This window comes from Oceanobacillus jeddahensis (genome assembly GCF_000750635.1).
GTDB classification, from domain to species: domain Bacteria; phylum Bacillota; class Bacilli; order Bacillales; family Amphibacillaceae; genus Oceanobacillus; species Oceanobacillus jeddahense.
Map to the genome: position 1 here is coordinate 319,682 of NZ_CCDM010000006.1, position 25,202 is coordinate 344,883.

Here is a 25,202-nt window from a genome sequence, read left to right on the forward strand (position 1 = left end):
CTGCCTCCTATCGTGCCGATAACCAACGTTTGAAAGATTTTGATATCTGTAAAGAATAAACTTATTCCAAAACAGAGAAAAAGAAGAATAATCCATAAGGGTATCAACATTTTATCACGGAGAACCGCCCGTAAAACTCTCGCCACAAAATAAAGAGCGAAAATAAATTAATTTAGGCGGGAGATAACGGGCGCTACCTCCCTGAATCACTTAGGCTAATTCAGTGGGAGAATTGAGGAAGCAGACTAAGTTCGCGACGTCCTGTCGCAACGTCTGCACTAGCACATCCTGTGCGTCGAAAAACTCCCACTGAATGAAGTTTCGTTTTATAGGTGATCAAACTGGCTTTTTTTCGAGATTAGCTCTTCTCGTTCATCTTCCGTACTAAATTCTCCTTTTTTGGTACTATAGCCTTCATTATTCCTTTTCTTTCCATATAAAAATCGGGCAATACCAAAAAGGATAACCCATCCTAAAAGCAGAAACCAAAAAATGTCGAATTCAAAAGAAGATGGAGCCTTCATTTACTGTAGCAGTAAGAACCGTTTGAATCATTCCTAAGGTTAATAGCAATATTGTAATGATATTTCCCGTTTGCTCAAAAATAATTTTCTTTATAGCAAGATCAGTCCTCCTCTAAATAAAAGATAGCGTTAATATCTATTTCCAGTACTTCTGCTATTTGCAATGCCAATAATAAAGAAGGTGTATAATTACCTTTTTCCAAAGAAACAATCGTTTTTCTGGATACACCGACCTTATTTGCCAGTACTTTCTGTATCATCTTTTTTTGCTGAAATGTCTCATATCGTTGTTTTGTCAGAGATTCGTATGTTTAGACAAAACGAATATGTTTTGATATTGTCATAAAAGTGACAATCAAATAGATGTACGAATGGAAAAAATGATGTATATTGGTACTGTATTTAAATTTTTGTTACAAACTTACTTTTTGTAATGTCAGGCTGAGTAAAATGACATTTATATGTTATATTTACATAGATAGGAGAGATGTTTATATGAAAAAATCGCCATTAAAAGTGATCGTAACGATAACGTTAATTGTTGTAGCGCTTTTGGTTTTACTGGTTGTATTGGTAAACCGGGACTCAGAATCGTTTGGAAGGGAATTTGATGAGGCACCATCTACAGAAGGACAGCCAACCTATGGAGATTCAGATGCTCCAGTAACTGTGGTAGAGTTTGGAGATTATAAATGTCCTGGCTGTAAAGTATGGGATGAAAGTATTTTTCCGCAATTGGAAGCGGACTATATAGATAATGGAGATGTGCAATTTTCATATGTCAATGTATTGTTCCATGAAAATGAGTCAGTATTAGCTTCATTGGCCGCGGAAGCTGTCTATGCGCAGAATCCAGAGGCGTATTGGGATTTTCACCATGCCCTTTTTGAGGACCAGCCAGAAAATCAGCAGGCAGTATGGGTAACAACCGATAAAATAGAGGAAATTGCTGATGGTATCGAGGAGATTGATACAGAGGCATTAATGGAAGATGTTGAAGAGGCGTTAGCTGACGATATAGAAAGTAATCCGCTTATGAATGAACTTGTAATAGATGATGATTTGAGAAAAGAATTTGAAGTCGACTCCACTCCAACGATTATGATTAATAATGTGATGGTAGAAGATCCATTTGATTACGAGGTTATCCAGGACGCTATTGATGAAGCGTTAGGTGAGTAAAATGAATAAACTGGACATGAGACAGCTTTATATGTATTTTGCCTGGGTTGTTTCTCTGATTGCCACCTTAGGAAGTCTTTATTTTAGTGAAATAAAAGGGTATATACCATGTGAATTATGCTGGTATCAACGAATTGCAATGTATCCGTTGGCCTTTATTCTGGGAGTAGCAACGTTTAAACAGGAATTTACGATTAAAAAATATGTACTGCCTATTGCCATCATCGGCTGGGGTATCTCGCTGTATCATTACCTTCAGCAAAAAGTACCGGGGTTTGCTCCAATAAAGCCGTGTGTGGGTGGTGTGCCTTGTGATGCAGAGTATATTAATTGGTTCGGTTTTATGACGATACCATTTTTAGCTTTGATTGCTTTCACTCTAATTATTATTTTTATGCTGCTTATGAAATCGAATAAAAAGTAAGAAACAGCCGCCGGAAAACTTTTCGGCGGCTGTTTTGTGTAAAAGCGCAATATCATACAAGAAAGTACATGGACTATTTGTTAGTTTAGAAGAAGATAAAGTAATGGAAAGAGGGAGGCGCACGTATGCCAGATGAAACGCGAACCATTTATTTGGATCCGGATTTAGATGTGGAAGCATATCGTTTTAAAGGAATTACGCAAAAGTTTCCGGCGCATTTTCATGATTATTATGTGATTGGTTTTATCGAGGAAGGAGAGCGTGAATTGATCTGCCGGGGAGAAGAATATGTTATTCAGCCCGGAGATGTACTTATTTTCAATCCTTATGATACGCACAGCTGTGAGCAGGTAGATGGAGGAACACTGGATTACCGCTGTATTAATGTAAATGCGAATGTGATGAAAAAAGCGATGTTTGAGATGAAAGGAGAGGAGGTTCTTCCCCGTTTTAAAGAAAATGTTTTGTATCAGAGTGAGGTATCATCTGCTTTAAAAGACATTCACGTGAAAATACTGGAGAAAGAAGAAGCATTCCAAAAAGAAGAACTGTTTCTTTATTTAATAGAAGAGCTTATTGAGATAAATTCAGACCTGACTATACCGGAAGAGGGGCTGGAATCTTCCCAAAAAGTGCAGGAAATCAGCAATTATTTAGAGGAGCATTATACTCAAAAAGTTTCATTACAGGCGTTAAGCGATTTAACAGGATGGAGCAAATACCATTTATTGAGAACCTTCACCAGACAAAAAGGAATTTCTCCTTACAGCTATTTGGAAACGGTTCGGGTTAATCACGCAAAAAAAATGTTAGAACAAGAAATTAAGCCAATTGAAGTTGCTTTTCTAACTGGGTTCAGTGATCAAAGTCATTTGACTAGATTTTTTAAGAGCATGATTGGATTAACACCAAAGCAATACATGAAGATTTTTGAAAAGAAAGGAGAGGTATAATGCATTCGGTAGAAACGAAATGTGTTCTGGTTATTGATGAAAATCTTCCTTTAGGATTAATTGCCAATACGGCAGCTATCCTTGGTGTAACACTAGGAAAGGAAGCACCTGAAATAGTAGGAGAGGATGTAGCTGATTTGTCAGGAGTGGAGCATGCAGGAATTGTAAAAAACCCTATTCCTATCTTAAAAGGTGATACCGGACTGCTTCATCAATTAAGAGATAAGACAATGACAGATAAATTTTCAGATCTGACTGTCGTTGACTTTTCCAACGCGGCACAAAGATGTAAAACGTATGAGGAATACATAGCAAAGCTTCAGGAAAAATCGAAATCAGATTATCAATACTATGGACTGGGGATTTATGGAGAAAAGAAAAAAGTGAATCGATTAACGGGCAGCCTTGCGTTATTACGGTAGCTGGAAGGAGGATGCAGGATGGATAATTTACTGGCATATCTCCTGATGGCATTGATGATGTCCATGTTGCCAGGGACAGATACCGTATTGGTGATGAAAAATACATTTAGCTATGGTACAAGAGCTGGCTATTTTACCATACTCGGGATAGCGGCTGGACTCACTTTCTGGACGATGATTGCTGTTTTTGGTTTATCCATTGTCATTGCTCGATCTGTTTTTCTTTTCAATACGATTAAATATCTTGGAGCTGTTTACCTCATTTATTTAGGTGTCAGGACTTTCATTTCAAGAGATACTTTTTCCATGGACACGGTATCAGAGAAAAATGATCATAGAAAAACAGCAACATTTTATTATAAAGGTTCTTTTTTACAAGGATCTATCAGCAATATATTGAATCCGAAAACTGTTTTAGTGTATATCAGTTTTATGCCGCAATTTGTAGATTTAAGCGGGAATATTCATTTACAGTTAATTACTCTAGGTTTTATTCTTACATTAATTGCTGCTGGATGGTTTTTAATACTCATATATTTTTTAGATGCGATGAAGAGATGGTTGAAAAAACCACTATTACAAAAAATACTTCAAAAATGTACTGGAATTCTATTGATGGGTTTTGGGGTGAAAACAGTTATTTAAAACACGATTTTTATAAAAGATGCTTTGACAATTTATCATATTTCGTTCCTTTAACTTCCAAAAACAGACAGCATTTGTGCATTTAAAACAAAAGATTTAAAATATTTGGGGACAGAAATGAATTTATTATATCGAATATGTTATGATGAGATATAATCCAAATACGGAATTGGATGCTGGACAGAAAAGGTAAAGGAGTCAAAGGATCATGACAGAAAAAGAATTAGAAATTTTGAGAATTATAGAAGAAGATGCGCGAATTGATTTAAATACATTAGCGAAAATGACAAATATAAGTGAAGAAGAAATTAACGAGATTCTAAAAAAATTGGAGAAGATGAAAGTCATTTTAAACTATTCGGCAGTGGTGGATTGGAGTAAAGTGCCACAGGCTGAACAGGTGACAGCGATGATTGATGTGAAGGTAACCCCAAAACGAGGTGTTGGATTTGATGAGGTTGCAGAACGTATTTACCGCTTTTCAGAGGTGCAGGCTTTATATCTTATGTCCGGAGCTTATGATCTTCAGGTAGTGATTGAAGGAAAGACGATGCAGGAGATTGCGCGCTTTGTTTCGGAAAAGCTATCATCAATAGATTCGGTGATTTCAACGACCACGCATTTTCAATTGAAGAAGTATAAGCATGACGGGATTATTTTTGAAGATGGCGAAGAAGATCGCAGAATTGTGGTGACACCATGAGTCAAGTAAGTGTAAAAAACAAAAACCGTTTATCATCACGTATACAGGATATTAAGCCGTCCGGTATCCGGAGGTTTTTTGATTTAGCTTCTTCGATGGATAATATTATTTCCTTAGGTGTTGGAGAGCCTGATTTTACAACACCGTGGAATATTCGTGAAGCCAGCATTTCCTCGATGGAAAGAGGGTTTACTGCCTATTCAGCAAATGCAGGCGTCCTTGAATTAAGGCAGGAAATTACAAAGTATATGGAGCGGCGTTTTGATGTGGAGTATGATCCGGAAACAGAGGTGCTGGTAACTGTTGGAGCAAGTGAAGCGATCGATATTGGCTGCCGCGCTATTTTGGATCCTGGCGATGAAGTTATTATTGTCGAACCCGGATTTGTATCCTATGCGCCGCTTGTATCCATGGCAGGTGGTGTTCCGGTTTCGGTAGGGACAAAAATAGAAGATGATTTTAAAGTATCAGCGGAACAGATTCGGGCAGTGCTCACAGAAAAAACGAAAGCGTTAATGATCAGTTTCCCGAATAATCCTACTGGTGCTGTGATGTTAAAAGAAGATCTGCAGGAAATAGCAACTTTAGCAGAAGAGCATGATTTGATTGTCTTTTCTGATGAGATTTATGCAGAATTAAGCTATGACCATAAACATGTCAGCTTTGCAGCGCTGGATGGGATGAAGGAGAGAACGATTTTAATTTCCGGATTTTCCAAGGCTTTTGCGATGACAGGCTGGCGCTTGGGCTTTGTGATGGCACCGCCCGATTTGTTAGCAGCCATGCTGAAGCTGCATCAGTATAGCTTAATGTGTGCACCGACAATGGCGCAATATGGAGCGTTAGAGGCTTTGAAGAGCGGGATGGATGATGTAGAGAGAATGACGCAATCCTATAAGCAGAGACGCGGATTTTTTGTAGAGTCTTTTGCAGAAATGGGCTTAGCATGCCATATGCCTGGAGGCGCATTTTATGCATTTCCGTCGATTAAAGCTACTGGATTAACTTCTGAAGAATTTGCGGAAAAATTATTATATGAAGAGCATGTCGCTGTCGTGCCGGGGGATATTTTCGGCGCTGGCGGAGAGGGCCATATTCGCTGCTCCTATGCGACTTCCATGGAAAACTTGCAGGAAGCGACGAAGCGGATGAATCGTTTTGTGAGTAAATATCTGTAGACAAAAACCCGCCTATTGTTTTTAAATTGAAACAATAGGCGGGTTTTTCTTTAAACAATTAAGAAAAGATATTGCTAATTTCTTGCATATCATCCTCAGATAATGAAATCTCAGCAGCTCTTTGATTGCTGAGTACTTGTTCTGAGCGTTTTGCGCCAGGGATAATCACATCAACGGAGTCTTGAGAGAAGTACCAAGCTAAAACAATATGTGCAACCTCTTCTCCGTATTTATCAGCAATCTTTTTAACCTGCTCAACTTTCTCCAGGTTATCGAGGAACTGCTGCCCTTGGAAATTTGGTTTTTTTGCCCGTAAATCAGAAAAAGTAGTGTTCTTATCATATTTACCAGCTAATAAACCGGATTCCAATGGGAAATAAGGAATAAATGTGATATTATTTGCCGCTGTATAAGGGAAAAAGTCTTTCTCTGCGTCACGATTTAATAAGTTATATTCTGCTTGGAGAACGTCCACATAACCGTCCTGATTAGCATCCTGTAATTGCTCGGGTGTAAAGTTGGAAACTCCGATGGAGCGAATTTTTCCTGCGTCTTTTAATTCTTTTAAAGCACCAACAGCTTCTGCTTTCGGTGTGTCTTCATCAGGAAAGTGGATATAAAATAAATCAATATAATCTGTTTGCAGACGTTTTAATGCATCATCTACAGATTGTTTTAAAAATGCGGGTGAATTATCCATTACTGTATCGTTTCCGACAAATTTATGCGCTGCTTTCGTTGCCAGTACAACATCTTCACGCTTATATTCCTGGATAACTTCCCCAACCAATTCTTCCGAGCGCTCCGGTCCATAAATAAACGCTGTATCCAGCATATTAATACCATTATCCAGCGCCGTGCGGACAACATCTTTTCCCTGTTCTTCATCCAGCATATCGGGATAAATGTTATGACCCCCTACCGCATTGGTTCCTAAGCCGATAGGGTGTACAGAAATATCTGACTTACCTAAATTTACATGTTTAGCCATTTTAAAACCTCTTTTCCGATTGAATTACTATATTATGAATATACCACAAAATAGGATGATTAAACATGAATTAACAAATGCATTTGTTTTTTACTCTTTCACGACTAATCCAATTAAGGAAGCAAATTGAATGGCTTGATAAGAGGAGACTTTGCAGCCTTTTAAGCTTTCTAAGGAAACAGTTAATGTTTCAAAGCTGGAAGAGCTGATGTCGATTCCTTTTAAAGAAGTCTGTTCAAAATTCGCTTCATTTAGATCACAGCGATTGAATTCGATTTTTTTGAATTTACAATTGTAGAAATCTACATTTGTTAATACGGATTCATGAAATATAACCTTCTCCAGTTTAGCATTTCCGAAAGTAGCCAGATTTAATGTAGAATCATCAAAACGAACATTGCCGATGGATGATTCCGGGAATTCACACCCGACCAGTTTACAATGAATAAATTCTACCCGATGAATAGAGGACTTTGTTAAATTTACATTTGATAAATCACAATTTTCAAAGCGAACATCCGTGAGCTCTATATTTTCAAAGTCGGTCTGATTAAATTGGCAATTTTTAATAACAGCATCATAAATCCGTACACGTTCTACAGATTCATTGGTAAATTCTGCTCCACTTATTTCACATGTTTCCAGTAAAGGGTCCTCTTCGAAAAAAATATCCGTAAATCTTTTTTCTGTTAACGCGGGGGAAATCTTGGGAATATCGATTTTCATGTTATACCTTCTTTCTCTGTATTCTTTTTGTTTCAACGTTTATTTTCCAATGGTATACTTATCATTAATTAAAATAATAGACGAAAAGGGAAAGGAAAGACAAATGGGACGATCGGAAGCAGCAATTTTTACAAATATGTGTATGATTGAAAATGAACAAGGGCAAATTTTAGTGCAGGACAGGCAAAATAAAAACTGGCCGGGAATTACTTTTCCGGGAGGACATATTGAAAAAGGAGAATCTTTTCATGATGCTGTCGTACGGGAAGTAGAGGAGGAGACAGGCTTACATATCAAACAGCCTGTACTTTGCGGAACGAAGCAATTCCAGACAAATCAAGATGAAAGGTATGTTGTTTTGTTTTATAAAACGAATTCTTTTTCTGGAGATTTAAAGAGCTCAGATGAAGGAGAGGTGTTTTGGATTGAAAAAGGTGAATTGCCGAATTATACATTAGCAAATGATTTTTTAGAGATGTACAAGGTATTTGTGGATGAGAAAATTTCAGAGTTTTATTATGATCAGAAGGGAGAAAAGCCAACGGTTGTTCTTTTATAATGCTGCTACTGTCTGTTATTTCAGAAGCACAGTATTATAAAGCACTGAAAACAATTAGAAAAAACAACAAACATAATGAGAATGCAGGAGGAAAGTATCATGGAAATGTGGCAAAATGTATTAGAAAAAATAAGTGCACAGTTATCTAAACCCAGCTTTGATACATGGTTTAAAAAAACATCGGTGGAGCTAGAGGCGAATACATTAACTATTTATGCACCAAATGAATTTACAATTAATTGGCTGGAGGAACAATATAGTGAATTGATTGCAAACACTGTGAAAGAAGTAACAGGAGAAGATTACAGCCTTCGTTTTCAAGTTGCTGAAGAAAATTTGACATCTATTTTTCCCAATGCTTACTTTGAGTCGTCTCCAAACGACACAGATAAGATCAGCAGGCTGGAAAGAAAGATAGACTTATTAGAGCACAAGATTCAGCAACTAATCGATGTGAAACGGCTGGATGAAAAAGCAGAACAACTGGAAGAAAGAATAAGTAAGCTGGAAGAGCAGGTGAAATAAAACGAAACTTCATTCAGTGGGAGTCCTCTCTCCTAATCATGATAGATTAAAAAATCTCAGTAATCCGATTACTGGGATTTTTTATGGGAATGTAAGGAATTCTTTATTTTTATCTTGACCGTCACGTTACGTGATACTGTAAGTTAAAAACCAAAATAGGAAAAGGTGTGATAAAATGAATATTAACATATTACGGTCAGATAAAATTTATCAAAGAGTTATTGCTTGTCCACAAGAGGAAAAAAGAGAATTGTATCGTCAGGAGATGCTAGGGCCATTCATGAGAAAGTGGGAAATACAACAGATTCCATTCTGGTCGAAGGAGGAAAATGGATTTGATGTAATGACGATCAATAATATGGCACATCGATCACCGGAAATGATAACGCCAGAAATTGAACCAGAGCTGAAATTAATTTCTTCTGATACATTATGGCATGAGTTAAAGCAAGCATTGGAATACTGCTTAAACCAATTTACGCAGCATGGAATTCACCTGCCTGTATCTGATTACTTATTTACGGTTTTATTAGGGGATCCAGACAGTGAAATCTTGCAGTTGAGTGAAGGTTACAGTGGAGAAGGAGGGATTCCGGGCTATATTTTTTTAAGTTTGATTCCAAATGAGTATACACTGGAACGCTTAAAACCTGCATTAGCTCATGAATGTAACCATAATGTCCGTTATCAATTTATTGAATGGAATGACAAAATCACCCTTGGGGAATTAATTGTAAGTGAAGGATTGGCAGAAAACTTTGCAACTTCTATATATGGCGAGGATTTAATTGGACCATGGGTCAGCAAAACAGATGCCGACACACTGAATCATGTCATTAAACCGATCTTGGGAGAACATTTAGAAATAACTGGATTACAACAAATTATGGCATATCTTTATGGAGATGAAGTTGCTAAATTACAGGGGTTACCGGTTGCTGGGGGCGTACCGCATAGCGCTGGGTATGTGTGCGGGTACTATTTAGTAAAGTATTACCTGCAAAAGACAGGAAAATCGATTGTGGAAGCAACGACACTCTCAGCTGATAAGATATTAAGTGAGGTGGAAGAATATTGGGATGAAGAAACCATATTACACCGTTAAAGATGTAATTGTAATAACTGGCGTAACGAAAAGAACGCTCCATTATTATGATGAAATCAATTTATTAAAGCCGGAGAGTTATTCAGATAAAGGTTACCGGCTGTATAACCAAGAGGATTTAAAAAAATTGCGGACGATTTTAATGTTAAAAGAATTAGACTTGCCACTGAAGGAAATTGCAACCATTATGCAGATGCCTAAGCAGGAGCAACAAGCTATTTTGGCTGGACATTATCAAGCAGTGCAAATAAAAAAGCAAAACCTTGAGCGGACATTAATGAATTTAGAAGATTTTATTTCAGGAAAAGATATTTCTTATTTAGACGTTTTTCATGAAGGTAATATTTTGCCATTAAAAGAACAGTATCATGCGGAAGCAAAATATGTCTATGGAGACACAGCAAAGTATCAAGAATATGAAAAAAATATAGAACAAATTCCTGAAGAAGAAAGAGCAACCGTATTTGAAGCTTTTGATCAAAACATGGAAGATGTATTTAAGCAATTTGCCAAGCTTTCAAAGGAATCACTTGCTTCTGAAAAAGTACAGCAGATCGTCCGTGAGTGGAAAAGCTATTTAGAACAGTTTATGGTTTGTGATACAGAAATTCTCCAATGCATTGCTTATACGTATAAGGATGATGAAGGATTTAAAGCATATATTAATCAATTTGGTGACGATAAGTTGAATGAATTTATCCATCAAGCTATTATGTGCTATTGTAAAAACGAGCGGCTTTCACATGTAGAAAATAAATGAACACATGATTGAAGCGCCTAAATTCAGGGGATAATTAATTAAGAATATGTATAGTCAGATGGAGGTCATATGATGGCAAACACATTTAAAGCACTTGTCATAGAAAAAGAAAATGAGAATTTGAATCTAAATGTAAAAGAAATCGAACCTTCTGATTTGCCTGAGGGCGACATTCTGGTCAAAGTAAAATATAGTGGAATTAACTATAAAGACGGACTCGCTGCTCATCCAAATGGTAATATTGTAAAGGACTACCCTTTTATCCCGGGAATTGATTTAGCAGGAGAAGTGGTTGAATCCAAGGATAATCGTTATCAAGCAGGTGATGAAGTCATTGTCACCAGCTATGAATTAGGTGTCTCTCATTTTGGCGGCTACAGCGAATATGCGCGTGTTCCAGCAGAGTGGGTTGTCCCACTTCCGGAAGGGTTACATTTAAAAGAAAGCATGATATTGGGAACAGCTGGTTTTACTGCTGCTTTATCCGTGCAACGATTGGAAGAGAATGGATTGAAACCGGAAAATGGACCTGTGCTGGTTACAGGAGCAACAGGCGGCGTCGGGAGTATTGCTATTTCCCTCTTGAAAAAGAAAGGCTATCAGGTAGCAGCAAGTACCGGAAAAAGCGATGAAGCAGCATATCTGCAACAATTAGGTGCAAATGAAGTGATTGATAGAAAAGAAGTTTATAATGGAAAATTGAAAAAGATGGATAAACAAAAATGGGCAGGAGCAGTTGATGCAGCAGGCGGAGAACCGTTAGCTTCCTTACTGGCACAAATCAACTATCGCGGCAGTGTTGCTGTCAGTGGAATGGCAGCTGGTGTAAATGTTCCTTCAACGGTTTTCCCGTTTATTTTACGCGGTGTTTCCCTGCTTGGGATTGATTCCGTCTATTGTCCAATGGAAGAACGGAAGCATATCTGGGAACGGTTAGCTTCCGATCTGAAATTAGATAATCTTGAGGAATTCGTATATAAAGAAGCAGAATTAGAGGACTTGCCGGAGCTGCTGCCATCTGTATTAGAGAGTAAACATTTAGGCAGAGTGCTTGTGAATTTAGAAGCTGAATAATGATAGAGAATGAAAAAGGAGAGCCGGAAAATAATGGCTCTCCTTTTTAAATAGAATCAGGGAATAAAACATTTGCGTCCAGCTGTTGAAAATATGTGCTAAGTACGGTAAAGTGATCAGTATAAGGCAGTTAGCCTGTGTGCTTACTGTTAATTGGATATTAGCGGATTAGCGTTGCACTTGGAATAAATTAAAGGGGCTGATAAGATGCAGGAAAAACCCGCACCCTTAATAAAGATTATTCTGTTTTTTATCGTTTCAGGTATGGCACCGGTAATCGTTGGACCCTGGATGTATTTCCAAACGGACGAACCTTTATATTGGGCGTTCCCTCTTATTGGAGCAGGGGGGATAGTTGTATCTGTTTACCGTCTGAAGCAACGAAAAAAGTATAATGAATATCGTAATCATTTAAACGGAAAAGACAGCTAATTCTATTTTTTTATTTCTTTTCCTGATCATCCAAGTAATTCAGATAACTTAATATCCGTATTATTTATATATCAATCTTTTCCCGGGCAGTTTAGGAAAAGATTTTTTCGGGTGTAATCCAGCCGCTTTGAATACTCATTCACACAACTTAATACAAGGAGGAATAATGTATGAAGAACTATGTATTTTTAATTGCCGGCACTTTTTTCTTTGCCGCTTCTGTAGCTGTTTTTGCTATGCCAAACTCTTTGGCAGAGGGCGGAGTACCGGGACTGTCCCTGCTTATCTATCATGAAACAGATATATCACCTGCAATGACAACGTTTATTCTGAATACAGTTATTCTTCTGATCGGATTTCGGTATTTACCAAAAGATATGATTATCAAATCACTCGTAACCATCCCGCTATTTTCATTTTTTATATACATCCTCGAAGATTTAACTTCAGGAATACCAGACCCCCTTCTGGCAGCAATCTTTGCAGGCGTATTTACCGGTGTCGGCTTTGGACTTATTTTCCGTTCAGGAAGCACGACCGGAGGGACATCGACCATCGCCCGCATGTTAAACTATAAATTCGGCTGGGAATTGACAGGAACCAATTTTGTTTTGGATGCGTCTGTTGTCGTTGCCGGGATTTTTGTGATTGGCCCCGTGTATACGATGTATACGGTGCTTGCACTATTTATTGGAAAAAGGGTAACGGACTATGTATTAGAAGGTTTTGAAGCAAAAAGAGTGGTGCATATTTTTTCCAATAAAACAAAAGAAGTGGAAAATGCACTGCAAACAAGTCTGGGTACGCATACGACTGTATTAAAAGCAGAGAAAAATGCAGATGGCGTCGAGGAAAATCTGATTTACGTCGCCATCCCGAAGCAGCGGTTATTCTATCTGAAAAAACTGGTCAGCAGTATTGACGAAAATGCATTTACAGTGGTGCACACCGTAAAAGACGTGACCGGAGGAAGCTTTGCAGAAGCTCATCATCCTGGTCAGAAGACATTCCGAAGCAAGATACTGGAACGCCGTTATTATAAGAAGCAGGCGGATGAAGAGAGTTTTACACCGACTGCTGATGCCGCTATTGAACGCAAAAAGTAAAATCTTTTTCAGGATATATTCTTTCGTTGTACTCTACCGCTCGTGCTTCGCTTATATTTCATTTGTCTTTCTTCCTGTTTTCGAGTATAATTTTAATATAGAATCGTATAATAATAAAAAACCGTTTGGTGTGTCAGCACCAAACGGTACAATAAACCAATTCTCTATTCGAGGGTTGGCGTTTTAGTTATGAAATAACCCCTAACGCCTGGTAAGCATATGAGGGGTTATTTTTTATTGTTATCAGACATGATAAACGCAATTAATGATCCAAATGAAATCATCAATATTAATACGTTTTCAATATTCATTAGCGTCACCTCCCTTCTCTTGAAAGACAAGAAGGTATAACGGTGCGCGCCCCTCATATGCAATTGGTTTATTGATAAATTTAGTATAGTATACAAATTGGTAATGAAGTTCTATTCTATAAGAGAATTTACGCTCTTTTTTATCGAATCTTAATTCTTCTTTTCTCTAAAAAATTGCCAGTAAACAGAGTAAGGAATAATCACCCCAATCAAAAGAAAAAATTTTTGAACAACAATATCTGCTTCTCCTCGCCAATTAAAATGAATCGGAATCGAATCAGGCAAAAATAAAATAATGCCAAACAAAATAACAAACATGATTAAAAATACCGCGATATCCTTTTTCATCATCATTCTCCTTATATAAATTTTATCGTGCAGGTCCGCTGATAAAAATACATAGCTAGACCGAGCAATAGAATGCAAAGTGCCAGATAAATCACAAACAACGGGAGCATCTGAAATAAAATAAGTCCTAGCGGCACGATCATCAATGTCATCCCGGTAAATGCTGCTATCAAAACAGGCGGGCTTTGTTTAACAATATACATATCGTTTTTCCAGCTGAAATGTGGATAGAAATAATTCAGCATCAATCCAAATGTCGTGATAAAAGCGGAATAGCTTACTGGAATAAGGATGGCCCAGATCAGCTGCTCTATCGTTGGGGATAAACGGATGATATAAGCTAGGATGCTAATAGCAAAACCAATAAAATGCAGGGAAAAGGTACAGGCTAATTTAGCATGGACCACCCTTTTTTGCTCAATCGGCAGTGTTTTTAAAATCCAGACTTTATTCCCTTCCATGGATAGTGCAGCAGCTGCCGGATTACTGATTAACAGCATTGCTGCAACAACCATGGGAAATAGATTGGCAACGGTTTCTATAGAAACAGGAAGCGGAATAATCTTTGTTAATTTTTCAAATCCAAACAGAAGTAATGCCATACTAATAAAAACTAACAGCACGGTGCCTAATATCGAGTTCAGCAAGTAGTTGTAAGAGCTGAATAAAGCAGTTATTTCCTTTTTCCATAAAGCAACGAAGATACGTCGCTGTTTGATCGTTCGCGGTTTCATATGGTTGGTGCTTTTTAAAGCGAGAAGGCGCAGGTTCAATCTGCGATAGTATCTGCTGCCGAAAAAGGTAAGCACTAAAAACAATAAACCGCTGATAAAGAGAAAAGTTAGAATAGAAAAGCTGTCTGCAATGCTGTTAAATTGAAATAAGACAGAAGGCAGATACATAGTTGTCATCTGACTATATACAACGGTTCCGATATCTTGCATGCTATCTGTTTGGTTAGATTGCGTCATGATAAAATAGCTGAAAGCACTTAATAGACACAGAGATAAACAGACAGCAATCAGATTCATTTGCCGAAAATAAGCCGCCATTCGATAAACGAGACTTCCAAAAATGACACCGATACAAATTGGAATCACAGGGGCAACCAGCGCTGTGATGCAAAACAGGATAATTAAAATCAGCGAGACAAGAGCATTTGTGGCCCAGACGAATAAAACAGGCAGGCTGAATAACAGACCAATCAGTAAATTGAAAAAATAGAGGTGAAGCAGCTTGCTGATAAAAATTTCTTTTTCACTGACGGGATAAGCAGCCAGCTGTTCAAAATCGCTGCTGCCAAAGATTGTTCCATTCGCTCGTAACAACGATAAGAAAACCATCATGATGCTGGAAACAGAAAGCATGTATCCCGGAATCATAGCTGTCTGGCCAAGACTGACCAATGTTTTGGCTGTCAGTATATTATAAGTAAGCAGAAGTATTCCCATAAGAAGCAGAACAACAGCCGTTATTTTTCCTCCATTTCCTTGCTTACCGGAACGAAATAAATCATGGAGATGAATGCTGTTGGCAAGGTCATTTTTAAATAATATCCATATTTTTTGATTCATTGCGAACCTCCAGGAAAATGTCTTCTAAGGTTTTTGAGCCGGCAACCTCTTCCATTAAGCCGTTTTTGACAAGCTTTCCTTTATGAATAATGGCTACCTTATTACAAAGCTTCTGGGCAACTTCTAAGACGTGCGTAGAAAAGAACACGGCACCGCCATTATCTGCATGCTTCTGCATCAGTTTTTTTAATTGAAAGGAAGCAGTTGGATCCAGGCCGACAAATGGTTCATCCAAGATAAATAGGGATGGCTGAGGTACCAGAGCAGCAATGACTGCAATCCGCTGTTTCATTCCATGAGAGTAGGAAGCGATGCTGTGATGGAGCTTGCCAGTCATTTCGAACAGGCTGCTGTATTTTTCGATGGATGATTCTCTTTCAGAAAGAGAAACCTCAAAAATATCCGCTATAAAGTTGATATACTGCATGCCGGTTAAATGCTCATAAAGGTCTGGGGTATCTGGGATATAAGCCATTCTTTTCTTACAAAGAACAGGATCGTTTTTCATGGAGTAACCATCAATCGAGATTTCTCCCTCATTAAATGGATGAATACCAACAATTGATTTGATCATCGTGGATTTTCCTGCTCCATTCGCTCCAATAAATCCGTAAATATCGCCGCTTTGAACGTGAAGGTTAATATCTGTAATTGCCTTTGTACCGTCTTCGTATATTTTTGAAACATGATTTGCTTTTAACATAAATTCCCTCCTATTGACAAAATGTCAGTCGTAGTGATAAAAGAAACCAATGAAGTAAGGTACATTGGTTACCAATTTAAAATCGATTCTTCAATCCCCAGCGTTTTTGCTAAAACTCCCTTAAAAGCTTCTAGGTAAATTTCCATTTCTTCTACAGCTAATTTTTTTAGCTTGAGGTCATTTGAAACAAAAACATATCCTGTTACTAAAAAATGAGCAGTTTCATAAGGGTAAGCTACTTGAAAAACATTCTGCTCTTTTCCTTCCACTATCACTTTTGTAAATAAAGGAAGCAGATTTTCAATAAATTTATGATAAAAACGGTCCATCATATATCTGTTTTCTTCCAGCTGAACAGTTTCCTGCAAAGTAACTTTCTCCTCTGTAACCGAATCTTCTTGAATAATCGTTGTTTGTAAAAACTGTTTTAACTTCTCTATTGGGCTCAATGAAGTATCGTTAACGATTATTTCCATCTGCAGGATAAGTGGCTTAACAGATTTTTCAACCAGGATATAAAGAATTTCTTCTTTATTTTTAAAGTGATAATAAAGCAGTCCTCGTGAAATTCCTACTTGGTTGATAATATCCTGTGTAGTTGTCTGCAAGTAGCCTTTTTCTGTAAACAGCTTCATCGAAGCATCAAGGATTTCAGCTTTTCGAACTTCAGGTAATTTCACATCTCTCATGTTATATACCTCCTTTGAGGATAGTATATACAGACGACTGACAAAATGTCAATATAGTGATGTTAAATATTTAATAGCCAACTGCTTTCATGTCATTGATTCAACTGATTTTGATACATTTATTAGGTATACGTAATAACTTGTAGTCTGTAAGTATAGTTTTTAAAAATTATCTTGACAAGATCATCTTTTTAATCAATAATGATAATCGTTATCAATGATAATGATTATCATTATCAAAAATAAAATGTCATAAAAAAGGAGGAGAGCCAATGAAAGCAATCGAAATAAACGAAATTGATGTCGGCTATGCGAATGAGTTAATTATCAAAGACCTTAGCATTTCGATCCCGGCCAATAAAATCACGACGATTATCGGTCCAAACGGCTGTGGGAAATCAACACTCATCAAAACGATTGCCCGCATTTTAAGTTTGAAAAGTGGTGCAGTGTTTTTAGAAGGCGAGGCAATTCATAAGGTTGATACAAAAGAGATTGCAAAACGCATGGCTATCCTGCCTCAAACTGCCGAAGCGCCTGGCGGATTGACCGTATATGAATTAATTTCTTATGGCCGGTTTCCTTATAAAAAAGGGATGGGCTCTCTAAGGAAGGAAGATTACGAATACATTGACTGGGCAATTGAGGTGACAGGATTAGCGGAAGTTCAGGAGCGGGCAATCAGTGCTTTATCCGGCGGTCAGAGACAGCGGGTGTGGATTGCAATGGCTTTAGCGCAGGGGACAGAAATTCTTGTGCTGGATGAACCGACTACTTATTTAGATCTGGCACATCAATTAGACATTTTACTCTTATTGGAGCGCCTTAATAAAGAAGAAGGACGTACCATTATTATGGTTCTGCATGATTTAAACCATGCTTCCCGCTTCTCGCATTATATGATTGCGATGCGTGATGGAGAGGTTCTAACCGATGGAACACCAGAGGATGTGATGACCTGTGGTAATCTGCAGCAGGTTTTTCAAATTGATGCACATCTAGCAAGGTGTCCGCATAGTGCGAATCCGATTTGCTTATCGTATCAGTTATGTCAGGCGGAATCTGCATGCGCTTCATCTAAACCATACCATCAAAAGGTCTCAGGTTAAGCATTTATGATAAATAGTAAAAGTAAACAATGAAAGGTACTAACCAATGAATGAACTAGAAGATTTAAAAAAAGTCAAAGAAACCGTGCGGCCTGTCCGGAATGTGCTTATTTTAGCGGCGGGGAGCTTCCTTTTACTATTATCTTTGCTGCTGGCTGTATCCCTTGGCGCTGCGGATATGCCATTGAAAACAGTCTGGCAGGCCATATTTCAATTTGATCCGGACTTGCAGCAGCATCAAATTATCAGGGAAATTCGTTTTCCGCGTATTCTTGGAGCAGCAATTGTCGGCAGCTGTTTTGCTGTATCTGGGGCATTAATGCAAGGGATGACACGTAACCCGCTTGCTGATTCCGGACTGCTTGGATTAAATGCCGGAGCCGTGTTTATGCTAGCATGCTGTTTTGCATTTTTTCCACATCTGTCATATGTATATATGATTTTATTTTCATTCCTCGGCGCTACACTTGGTGCTGGAATTGTATATGGCATCGGTTCTTTATCAAAAAATGGCCTGACACCAATCCGTTTAGTGTTGGCTGGTGCAGCAGTCAGTGCCCTTTTAGGAGCATTAAGTGAAGGAATCGCTCTTTATTATGAAATTGGGCAGGATTTAGCATTCTGGTATGCAGGCGGTATTTCCGGCACAAGCTGGGGCCATTTGCAAATCATTACACCTTGGCTGCTGCTGGCAGTTATCGCCGCAGTGATAATATCCCGCTCAATTACATTATTAAGTCTGGGAGAAGAAGTTGCGGTTGGGCTGGGTACGAAAACTGGACGCATTAAATTAACTGCTGCCTTGATTATTGTTGTATTAGCTGGTCTGGCTGTTTCTGTCGTCGGCGCGGTGAGTTTTGTGGGATTGATTGTACCGCATATGGTCCGCTGGCTGTTTGGATACGATTACCGCTGGATTATTCCCGGAACGGTCATTTATGGTGCGTTACTGGTTGTGTTAGCGGATTTAGCAGCACGTATCATCAGCCCTCCTCATGAAATGCCGATTGGTGCATTAATTGCCTTATTGGGCGTGCCTTTCTTTTTATACTTGGCAAGAAAGGGTGGGGGAATGGCATGACATCACAGAAAAACAAACAGTATAGCCAAGTCAGAAAAGCGAGAAGAGCAGGGCTGGTCAGTGTTATCTTAGTCTTTCTGATTATTATCATATTTTTTATCAGCTTAAATACAGGGAGCATTTACTTAACACCGACAGAGGTTATTTTTACTTTATTTGGACAAGGCACAGAGCAGCAGGCGCTTATTTTATTTGATTTTCGCTTGCCGCGTATGATTATTGCTTTACTGGTAGGAATGGGCCTTGCAATCTCAGGAACCGTGCTGCAGGGGATTGTTCGTAACCCTTTGGCAGATCCCGGAATTATTGGGATTAATGCTGGAGCAGGTTTATCTATTATGCTTTTTTTATCCTTCTTTGCAGTAACAACAACGATATCTGTCTTTCTGATGCCGTTTTTAGCTTTCTTTGGAGCAGCAGGTGCTGCCCTTATCATCTACTTGCTTTCTTACAAGCGATCTGAGGGAATTTCGCCGATGAGGCTAGTATTGACAGGAATTGCAGTTGCAGCCGGTATCAATGCGTTAATGATTGTATTAACACTGCGATTGAACCCGGAAACCTATCAATTTCTAGCAACCTGGCTTGCGGGAAGCATATGGGGCTCTAATTGGAAGTTTGTTCTAGCATTACTTCCGTGGCTTGTTATCCTGGTACCGTTTGTTTATTCCAAAGCAACGGTTCTGAATATTCTCCAATTAGGGGAAGAAACGTCCATTGGGTTAGGAGCAAATTTAGAAAAAGAGCGGCGTGTGTTACTGGCTTCCGCTGTCGGTCTTGCAGCAGCGAGTGTTTCTGTCAGCGGCGGAATTGGATTTATCGGACTCATTGCTCCGCATCTCAGCAGACAGCTGGTTGGAGACAAGCATGAGTATGTGATTCCAGTTTCAGGCTTGATGGGGGCGTTGTTACTGCTCTTAGCAGATATGATCGGCGGATTCATTAAACAGCCGGAAGTGCCGGCAGGAATTATCGTCGCTGTGATTGGAGCGCCATACTTTTTATATTTATTAGCGAGGCTGAAAGATTAATAGTTTAAAACAATAAAAATAGAATGAGGGAAAACAAATGAAAAAATTACTATTTCTTTTTGGATGTTTACTCTGTCTTGTTATTGCGGGCTGCAGCAATCAGTCAAACGGCAAACAAAATGACGGGAAAGAAGAAGCATCAAATGAAACCGTTACGTATGAATCAGAAACAGGTCCGGTGGAAATGCCTGCTGAACCGCAGCGAATTGTTGCACTGTCAAATGGACCGAATGTCTTCGCTTTAGACGGAAATTTAGTAGGGGTCGATGAATGGACAAAAGCGAGTCCGCTTTTTGAAGAAGAGATGGCAGATATAGAAATAGTTTCGGAAAATGATCCAGAAGGTATTTTGGCGCTGGAACCGGATTTAATTATCGCTGGATCACATATGGAGAATCTGGATGAGTTAGAAAAGATTGCTCCGACTGTTATTTACACATGGGGAAAGCTGGATTATCTGGAACAGCAAATAGAGATTGGCAGACTTCTGAATAAAGAGGAAGAAGCACAGGAATGGGTGGATGACTTCACTAAACGTGCGAAAGCAGTCGGTGACAAGATAAAGGAAAAGCACAGGGAAGATGTTTCCGTATCTGTATTTGAAACAGATTCTAAAAATTTCGCTGTCTTTGGAGATAATTGGGCCCGCGGGACAGAAATATTATACCAGACAATGGAGCTGGAGATGCCTGAAAAAGTACAAGAGGGTGCACTTGCTGACGGTTATTACAACTTATCGCAGGAGACATTGCCAGAATATGCTGGAGATTTTATCGTTTTAAGCAGTATGGGCGAAGAGAATGAATTTACAAAAAGTGAAACATGGCAGTCAATTCCGGCAGTGGAAAATAATCAGGTAATCGAAATTGATACACAAGAGGCAAGCTACAGCGACCCGGCAACACTGGAATATTTACTGGACATTTTTGAAGAAGGATTTCTTCAATAAGAAAGCTTTTCTAACTCATCACAGGAGGTAGTCATTCCATGTATCGCAATGAAAGATTTCAGTTTTCTGGAAAGCATCACCCTTATATTATAAATGTTTTCATTCCAGAGCAGCCAGTTCCAGACAACGGATTTTCTGTGTTGTATATTTTGGATGGAAATGCTTATGGCACGCTTTTCAGTGAAATGATAAAGCTGCAAAGCAGGAGCTCAGAGAAGACAGGGATCGAGCCGATGCTGTTAGTTAGTATCGAATATGAGGGCGGGGAGCCGTTTCATTCTAATCGGGTATATGATTTTACTCCATCTGCTGCAGAGGTAGAGCTGCCGGCAAGGCCAGACGGGTCTTCTTGGCCGGAGCATGGCGGAGCAGAGAAATTCATGGATTTTCTAGAAGCCGAATTAATCCCATTTATCCATAACAAATATAAAACAAATCAGCAGAAGCAAACAATCTTTGGCCATTCTCTCGGCGGTTTATTTGTTTTATATACATTATTTCAGCGCTCTCGTCTTTTCAGTCTTTATTTCGCTTGCAGTCCTTCCATATGGTGGAATAAGCAGGCGATTCTATCCTATGAAACAAATATCAATGATAAACATGTCAAGGGAGTGTTTATTGCTGCAGAGCCTGTGGAAAACAAGCAAATGTATGCAAACGGTCTTGCCATGTATGAAAATCTTTCTGGGTGCAATAAAGATTTAAAAACAGCTTTTTTTGCACCAGAAAGAGAGAACCATATGTCTATTGTACCTGCTGTGTTTAGCAGGGGGATGCGGTTTTTGCATGGATAAAATACAAAAGGAATCTCTTTGAGGGGATTCCTTTTTTAGTGAATAGTCGAGCTTTCCTTAACAATTTATACATAACACGATGTATAGTTCCGAAAGAGCCGATTTAAATCATTCAGTCAAAGATTATTTTGGTAGTGTACTAGAAGTTAATTCTAGTAAAAATAATGTCCAAGGAATTAACTGGAAAATAAATTTTCATAATTCATAAAAAAATACTTGATTCAGATTGACATAATGAATGGATTTTTATAAAGTTAAATTTAACTATCTTTGAAATGTTCTAATTATGAAAAAATAATTTTGTTAAATTAGAAAAATAGGAGAGGAAAAATGACGCAGAAAAAGGAACCAATTAAAAATTGGAAGATTTGGATTATTTTACTTATTTTACTTATTTTTAGTGTGCCGTGGTATTTACCAACAGGATCCTATGAACCATTTATTTTAGGGATACCTTACTGGGCTTGGATTATATTAGGGATTTCTCTCATCATATCTATCGTCTTAACGCTTATTTTAAAATATTGCTGGCATATGACGGATGAGGAAGAAATGCGGGAGGAGGAAGAGGAACAATGAATGATCTCGCATTTTCAGGAAGCTCTGGTATTATTATTATGCTTTTCTATGGTTTTCTCATGCTTTTTATCGGATTTATTACATATTGGAGAAACAGAGGGCTTCACCAGTCAAATAAAGAGTTTTATTTAGGCGGGGGAAACCTTAGCGTTTTCGTTTTATTTTTTACTTTTTTTGCAACACAGTACAGCGGAAATACCGTTGTTGGCTATGCGCCCACTGCTTATCGTATGGGATTTCTTTGGATACAGTCCATTACTTTTTTTATTTTGATTGTAATAGGCTATTTAATGTTTGCTCCTAGACTCTATGCACTGAGTAAAAAATATCAATTTATTACACCGTCAGATTATATTGATAAGCGATTTAAATCAAAAGCAGTTACGCTGCTTGCATCTTTATTAATGCTCTACGGATTAGGAAATTTTTTGCTGGAACAAATTATTGCCATCGGCCATGGTGTTAGTGGATTAACAGGAGGAACCATTCCTTACCAGGCTGCTGTAGTATTTTTTGTTACCGTTATGATTATCTACGGCTGGCTTGGAGGAATGCGTTCTGTTGCGTATACGGATACCATGCAGGGAATTGCGCTGCTTTTTGGCGTAGCAATATTACTGATTGGATCAATGATTTACTTTGGTGGTCTGCCTTCTGCAACAGAATATGCCGCGACGATTTCTCCGGAAAAACTTGGAGTGCCGGATAGCAGTGGTATTCTGAGCTGGTATAGTATGTTGATTCTGGTTATGATTGGAGCAGCCATTTATCCACATGCGATTCAGAGAATTTTCGCTGCCAAGAGTGAAAAATCGTTAAAGAAATCATTATCCTGGATGGCATGGATGCCTTTTGTCACTTCCGGATTTGTATTTATTATCGGAATTATCGGTATTCAAGCTTTTCCCGGCTTGAGTGAAGGAGATTCGGAACAATTAGTGGGAATGATGGCTAATCATATTGCGATGCAAAATCCATTCTTTTATTGGGCGATGGTTCTTTTATTTGGCGGGATTGTTGCTGCGATTATTTCTACTGCGGATTCCGTATTGCTGACATTATCATCTGTTATTTCTAAAGATATTTATGGACGCTATATCAATAAAAATGCCAGTGATAAAAAGCAAATTCTTGTCGGTAAATTAACAGGAGTTGCAATTGTAATTATTTTACTATTGGTTGCCTGGTATCCGCCGGCAACACTGTATCGAATTTTTATTTTGAAATTTGAATTGTTGATTCAAATTGCCCCAGCCTTTCTTTTAGGTCTTTATTGGAAACAGCTCCATCGCCATGCGTTATTTACAGGTATGCTGGCAGGGACGATTATTGCTTCGATCATGGCATTTACTGGTCAACAGCCTTTTGGGATTGCCAGTGGATTATGGGGTTTAGCGGTTAACTTTATTCTATGTATCAGCTTAAGTTTTTTCTTGAAAGTCCCAAAAAATGAAGCAGAGATGCTGCAGAAAGAAATATCTTAAGATGATTTTAAAAGGGAGACTGATGTCTGATGTCAGTCTCTCTTTTATTTTTGTACAGCCTTCTTACAGGGAATGGAGTCATCCTTTATCTCCACACATTCTTGAACTACTCCATCTTGATTTTAAACAAAATCTGAGGATGGAGTCTTCTCGACAAAAATGATAATTAACCGTCTTTCATAAAAAACGGGTACCATTCATCATAATCCAGCTTCCGTTCCATCCTGTTTTCCCTCTCTTCATCCGGCATTTAATGCAGCCACACTACTTCTCTCATATGCTTGAAACAACAAACAAATGAGGAGTGAATTAGTTTATGGAGTTTTTTCAAGACTTACTAGTTAAGCTGATGGAAGCAGAAACATGGGTACAGTATGTAAGTGTGTTTCTTATCTCAATTGTCCCTTTTTTTGAATCCTATGTAGCCATTCCAATTGGGATTGTATTTGGTTTTCCAAGTATGCAGGTTGTCCTGATTGGTGCATTTGGCAATTGGTTGTCTGTCATGGTGTTTATTTGGCTTATTTCCGGTTTGCGTAAGAAAATAGCTGGAAAGAAAAATAAAGGAAGTAAACGGAAAAACCGTGCACAAAATATATTCAATAAATATGGAGTTGCAGGTTTATCCTTTGCTGGTCCGATTATTTGTTATCACGTATGTGCAGCAATATCTATTGCGTCAGGAGCAAAAAAATCATATGTGAGTATTTGGCAGACAATCGGTATAGGAGCATGGTCTGTTGCATTGGGGGCAGCTTTTCATTATGGTGTCAATCTTTTGGAATATCTTCCTAACCTGAATCCATTTTCTTAAATTTAAAGCGGAGGAGACCGTTAAATGTAAGTAAAAACAGAAATATTTAGATATTCCTTCATCTATTTCAAATTTTAAAAAGGAGAAGATACATGATGAAAAAAATAAAACAGACAGGTGTAGCTGTACTGATGATTTTGTTTGCGGTTATTCCATTTCTGGTTATCTATGAGCCTTTGTCACAGGCTATTCCCGCCTTGCCAAAGTATGAAGCTCCTGGGTGGTTTATTCCTGCCGGCTTTATCAGCATTGCTTTGATTGTTGCTCTTTCGTTTTTGTTAGCATCTTTAAGCTCAAATGGAAATTCGAGCAAGTATTAAAAATAATGGTTAAATGAGGATGTTTCCTATAAGTGCGTGTTCAAAAAAAGCCGATAAATAAGACCAAGAAGTTCAAGGCGACATGTTTTTTCTGAACGGAGCGTATG

The 25,202-nt window shown here is 38.3% G+C and carries 30 protein-coding genes; 23 read left to right on the forward strand and 7 right to left on the reverse strand.

Translation table 11 applies throughout. The features are described 5' to 3' along the window. Positions 1-625 precede the first annotated feature (625 nt). Positions 626-784, reverse strand: a complete 159-nt coding sequence (locus tag BN986_RS22375) for a helix-turn-helix transcriptional regulator (RefSeq protein WP_052401072.1) — start codon at positions 782-784, stop codon at positions 626-628. A gap of 235 nt (positions 785-1,019) precedes the next feature. On the opposite strand from BN986_RS22375, the gene BN986_RS22380 reads away from it, so the two are divergent. The 7 genes from BN986_RS22380 (at position 1,020) to BN986_RS22410 (ending at position 6,031) form a co-directional block, all read left to right on the forward strand. Next, on the forward strand, positions 1,020-1,706 hold the full coding sequence (locus BN986_RS22380) for a thioredoxin domain-containing protein (protein ID WP_040984345.1): 687 nt from the start codon (positions 1,020-1,022) through the stop codon (positions 1,704-1,706). Position 1,707: 1 nt separating this feature from the next. Continuing rightward, the gene (locus tag BN986_RS22385) at positions 1,708-2,130 is read left to right on the forward strand and encodes a disulfide oxidoreductase (protein WP_052401074.1); all 423 of its coding nucleotides are present in this window, start codon (positions 1,708-1,710) and stop codon (positions 2,128-2,130) included. 125 nt (positions 2,131-2,255) lie between these two features. Continuing rightward, on the forward strand, positions 2,256-3,083 hold the full coding sequence (locus BN986_RS22390) for an AraC family ligand binding domain-containing protein (protein ID WP_040984347.1): 828 nt from the start codon (positions 2,256-2,258) through the stop codon (positions 3,081-3,083). Beyond that, a complete protein-coding gene (locus BN986_RS22395) occupies positions 3,083-3,505 on the forward strand; it encodes a DUF2000 domain-containing protein (RefSeq protein WP_040984349.1) in 423 nt (140 codons plus the stop codon). Before BN986_RS22390 ends, BN986_RS22395 begins: the two co-directional genes overlap by 1 nt. A gap of 18 nt (positions 3,506-3,523) precedes the next feature. Then, positions 3,524-4,150 carry a LysE family translocator gene (locus BN986_RS22400; RefSeq protein WP_040984351.1) on the forward strand — a complete coding sequence of 209 codons (627 nt, stop codon included), beginning with the start codon at positions 3,524-3,526 and terminating at the stop codon, positions 4,148-4,150. A gap of 208 nt (positions 4,151-4,358) precedes the next feature. Next, complete coding sequence (locus tag BN986_RS22405) at positions 4,359-4,853, forward strand: Lrp/AsnC family transcriptional regulator (protein ID WP_040984353.1); 495 nt, start codon at positions 4,359-4,361, stop codon at positions 4,851-4,853. Then, the gene (locus BN986_RS22410; protein WP_040984355.1) at positions 4,850-6,031 is read left to right on the forward strand and encodes an aminotransferase; all 1,182 of its coding nucleotides are present in this window, start codon (positions 4,850-4,852) and stop codon (positions 6,029-6,031) included. The genes BN986_RS22405 and BN986_RS22410 overlap by 4 nt, the downstream gene beginning before the upstream one ends. 58 nt (positions 6,032-6,089) lie before the next feature. On the opposite strand, the gene BN986_RS22415 is transcribed toward BN986_RS22410, so the two are convergent. Beyond that, a complete protein-coding gene (locus BN986_RS22415) occupies positions 6,090-7,022 on the reverse strand; it encodes an aldo/keto reductase (RefSeq protein WP_040984357.1) in 933 nt (310 codons plus the stop codon). Between the two features lie 90 nt (positions 7,023-7,112). Further along, positions 7,113-7,748: a pentapeptide repeat-containing protein gene (locus tag BN986_RS22420; protein ID WP_040984359.1), complete on the reverse strand. Its 636-nt coding sequence runs from the start codon at positions 7,746-7,748 to the stop codon at positions 7,113-7,115. 49 nt (positions 7,749-7,797) lie between these two features. On the opposite strand from BN986_RS22420, the gene BN986_RS22425 reads away from it, so the two are divergent. The 7 genes from BN986_RS22425 (at position 7,798) to BN986_RS22455 (ending at position 13,309) form a co-directional block, all read left to right on the forward strand. Next, the gene (locus tag BN986_RS22425; protein WP_244445071.1) at positions 7,798-8,307 is read left to right on the forward strand and encodes an 8-oxo-dGTP diphosphatase; all 510 of its coding nucleotides are present in this window, start codon (positions 7,798-7,800) and stop codon (positions 8,305-8,307) included. A gap of 99 nt (positions 8,308-8,406) precedes the next feature. Continuing rightward, positions 8,407-8,832, forward strand: coding sequence for a DnaA N-terminal domain-containing protein (locus tag BN986_RS22430; RefSeq protein ID WP_040984363.1), 426 nt, complete (start codon positions 8,407-8,409; stop codon positions 8,830-8,832). Between the two features lie 175 nt (positions 8,833-9,007). Beyond that, the gene (locus BN986_RS22435) at positions 9,008-9,937 is read left to right on the forward strand and encodes a DUF2268 domain-containing putative Zn-dependent protease (RefSeq protein WP_040984365.1); all 930 of its coding nucleotides are present in this window, start codon (positions 9,008-9,010) and stop codon (positions 9,935-9,937) included. Next, positions 9,912-10,697, forward strand: coding sequence for a MerR family transcriptional regulator (locus BN986_RS22440; protein ID WP_040984367.1), 786 nt, complete (start codon positions 9,912-9,914; stop codon positions 10,695-10,697). Before BN986_RS22435 ends, BN986_RS22440 begins: the two co-directional genes overlap by 26 nt. Before the next feature lie 72 nt (positions 10,698-10,769). Beyond that, the gene (locus BN986_RS22445) at positions 10,770-11,771 is read left to right on the forward strand and encodes an acrylyl-CoA reductase family protein (protein ID WP_040984368.1); all 1,002 of its coding nucleotides are present in this window, start codon (positions 10,770-10,772) and stop codon (positions 11,769-11,771) included. A 207-nt stretch (positions 11,772-11,978) separates the two neighbouring features. After that, positions 11,979-12,203 carry a hypothetical protein gene (locus BN986_RS22450; protein WP_040984370.1) on the forward strand — a complete coding sequence of 75 codons (225 nt, stop codon included), beginning with the start codon at positions 11,979-11,981 and terminating at the stop codon, positions 12,201-12,203. A 170-nt stretch (positions 12,204-12,373) separates the two neighbouring features. Then, entirely contained in the window at positions 12,374-13,309 is a 936-nt protein-coding gene (locus BN986_RS22455; protein ID WP_052401077.1) for a YitT family protein, read from the forward strand. Positions 13,310-13,770: 461 nt separating this feature from the next. Here the strand turns inward: BN986_RS22455 and BN986_RS22460 are convergent, their stop codons facing one another. The 4 genes from BN986_RS22460 to BN986_RS22475 all read right to left on the reverse strand — a co-directional run bounded on the left by BN986_RS22460 (position 13,771) and on the right by BN986_RS22475 (position 16,934). Next, complete coding sequence (locus tag BN986_RS22460; protein ID WP_198136801.1) at positions 13,771-13,968, reverse strand: DUF1648 domain-containing protein; 198 nt, start codon at positions 13,966-13,968, stop codon at positions 13,771-13,773. 11 nt (positions 13,969-13,979) lie between these two features. Further along, on the reverse strand, positions 13,980-15,542 hold the full coding sequence (locus BN986_RS22465) for a hypothetical protein (protein ID WP_040984374.1): 1,563 nt from the start codon (positions 15,540-15,542) through the stop codon (positions 13,980-13,982). Then, entirely contained in the window at positions 15,514-16,245 is a 732-nt protein-coding gene (locus tag BN986_RS22470) for an ABC transporter ATP-binding protein (RefSeq protein WP_040984376.1), read from the reverse strand. The genes BN986_RS22465 and BN986_RS22470 overlap by 29 nt, the downstream gene beginning before the upstream one ends. Before the next feature lie 68 nt (positions 16,246-16,313). Further along, positions 16,314-16,934: a TetR/AcrR family transcriptional regulator gene (locus tag BN986_RS22475; RefSeq protein WP_040984378.1), complete on the reverse strand. Its 621-nt coding sequence runs from the start codon at positions 16,932-16,934 to the stop codon at positions 16,314-16,316. Between the two features lie 272 nt (positions 16,935-17,206). Between BN986_RS22475 and BN986_RS22480 the strand changes: the two genes are divergently transcribed. The 9 genes from BN986_RS22480 (at position 17,207) to BN986_RS22520 (ending at position 25,095) form a co-directional block, all read left to right on the forward strand. Further along, positions 17,207-18,043, forward strand: a complete 837-nt coding sequence (locus BN986_RS22480) for an ABC transporter ATP-binding protein (RefSeq protein ID WP_040984380.1) — start codon at positions 17,207-17,209, stop codon at positions 18,041-18,043. 46 nt (positions 18,044-18,089) lie between these two features. Beyond that, positions 18,090-19,124, forward strand: a complete 1,035-nt coding sequence (locus BN986_RS22485; RefSeq protein WP_040984382.1) for a FecCD family ABC transporter permease — start codon at positions 18,090-18,092, stop codon at positions 19,122-19,124. Continuing rightward, positions 19,121-20,155, forward strand: coding sequence for a FecCD family ABC transporter permease (locus BN986_RS22490; RefSeq protein ID WP_040984384.1), 1,035 nt, complete (start codon positions 19,121-19,123; stop codon positions 20,153-20,155). The genes BN986_RS22485 and BN986_RS22490 overlap by 4 nt, the downstream gene beginning before the upstream one ends. A 37-nt stretch (positions 20,156-20,192) precedes the next feature. Further along, positions 20,193-21,104 (forward strand): iron-hydroxamate ABC transporter substrate-binding protein, encoded by a 912-nt coding sequence (locus BN986_RS22495; protein ID WP_040984386.1) that lies wholly within the window; start codon positions 20,193-20,195, stop codon positions 21,102-21,104. A 38-nt stretch (positions 21,105-21,142) separates the two neighbouring features. After that, positions 21,143-21,898 carry an alpha/beta hydrolase gene (locus tag BN986_RS22500; RefSeq protein ID WP_040984388.1) on the forward strand — a complete coding sequence of 252 codons (756 nt, stop codon included), beginning with the start codon at positions 21,143-21,145 and terminating at the stop codon, positions 21,896-21,898. Positions 21,899-22,228: 330 nt separating this feature from the next. Continuing rightward, positions 22,229-22,477 carry a hypothetical protein gene (locus tag BN986_RS22505; protein ID WP_040984389.1) on the forward strand — a complete coding sequence of 83 codons (249 nt, stop codon included), beginning with the start codon at positions 22,229-22,231 and terminating at the stop codon, positions 22,475-22,477. Continuing rightward, positions 22,474-23,961, forward strand: coding sequence for a sodium:solute symporter family protein (locus tag BN986_RS22510; RefSeq protein WP_040984391.1), 1,488 nt, complete (start codon positions 22,474-22,476; stop codon positions 23,959-23,961). The genes BN986_RS22505 and BN986_RS22510 overlap by 4 nt, the downstream gene beginning before the upstream one ends. A gap of 316 nt (positions 23,962-24,277) precedes the next feature. Then, a complete protein-coding gene (locus tag BN986_RS22515) occupies positions 24,278-24,775 on the forward strand; it encodes a small multi-drug export protein (RefSeq protein WP_040984393.1) in 498 nt (165 codons plus the stop codon). 92 nt (positions 24,776-24,867) lie between these two features. After that, positions 24,868-25,095 (forward strand): hypothetical protein, encoded by a 228-nt coding sequence (locus BN986_RS22520; protein ID WP_040984395.1) that lies wholly within the window; start codon positions 24,868-24,870, stop codon positions 25,093-25,095. Positions 25,096-25,202 lie beyond the last annotated feature (107 nt).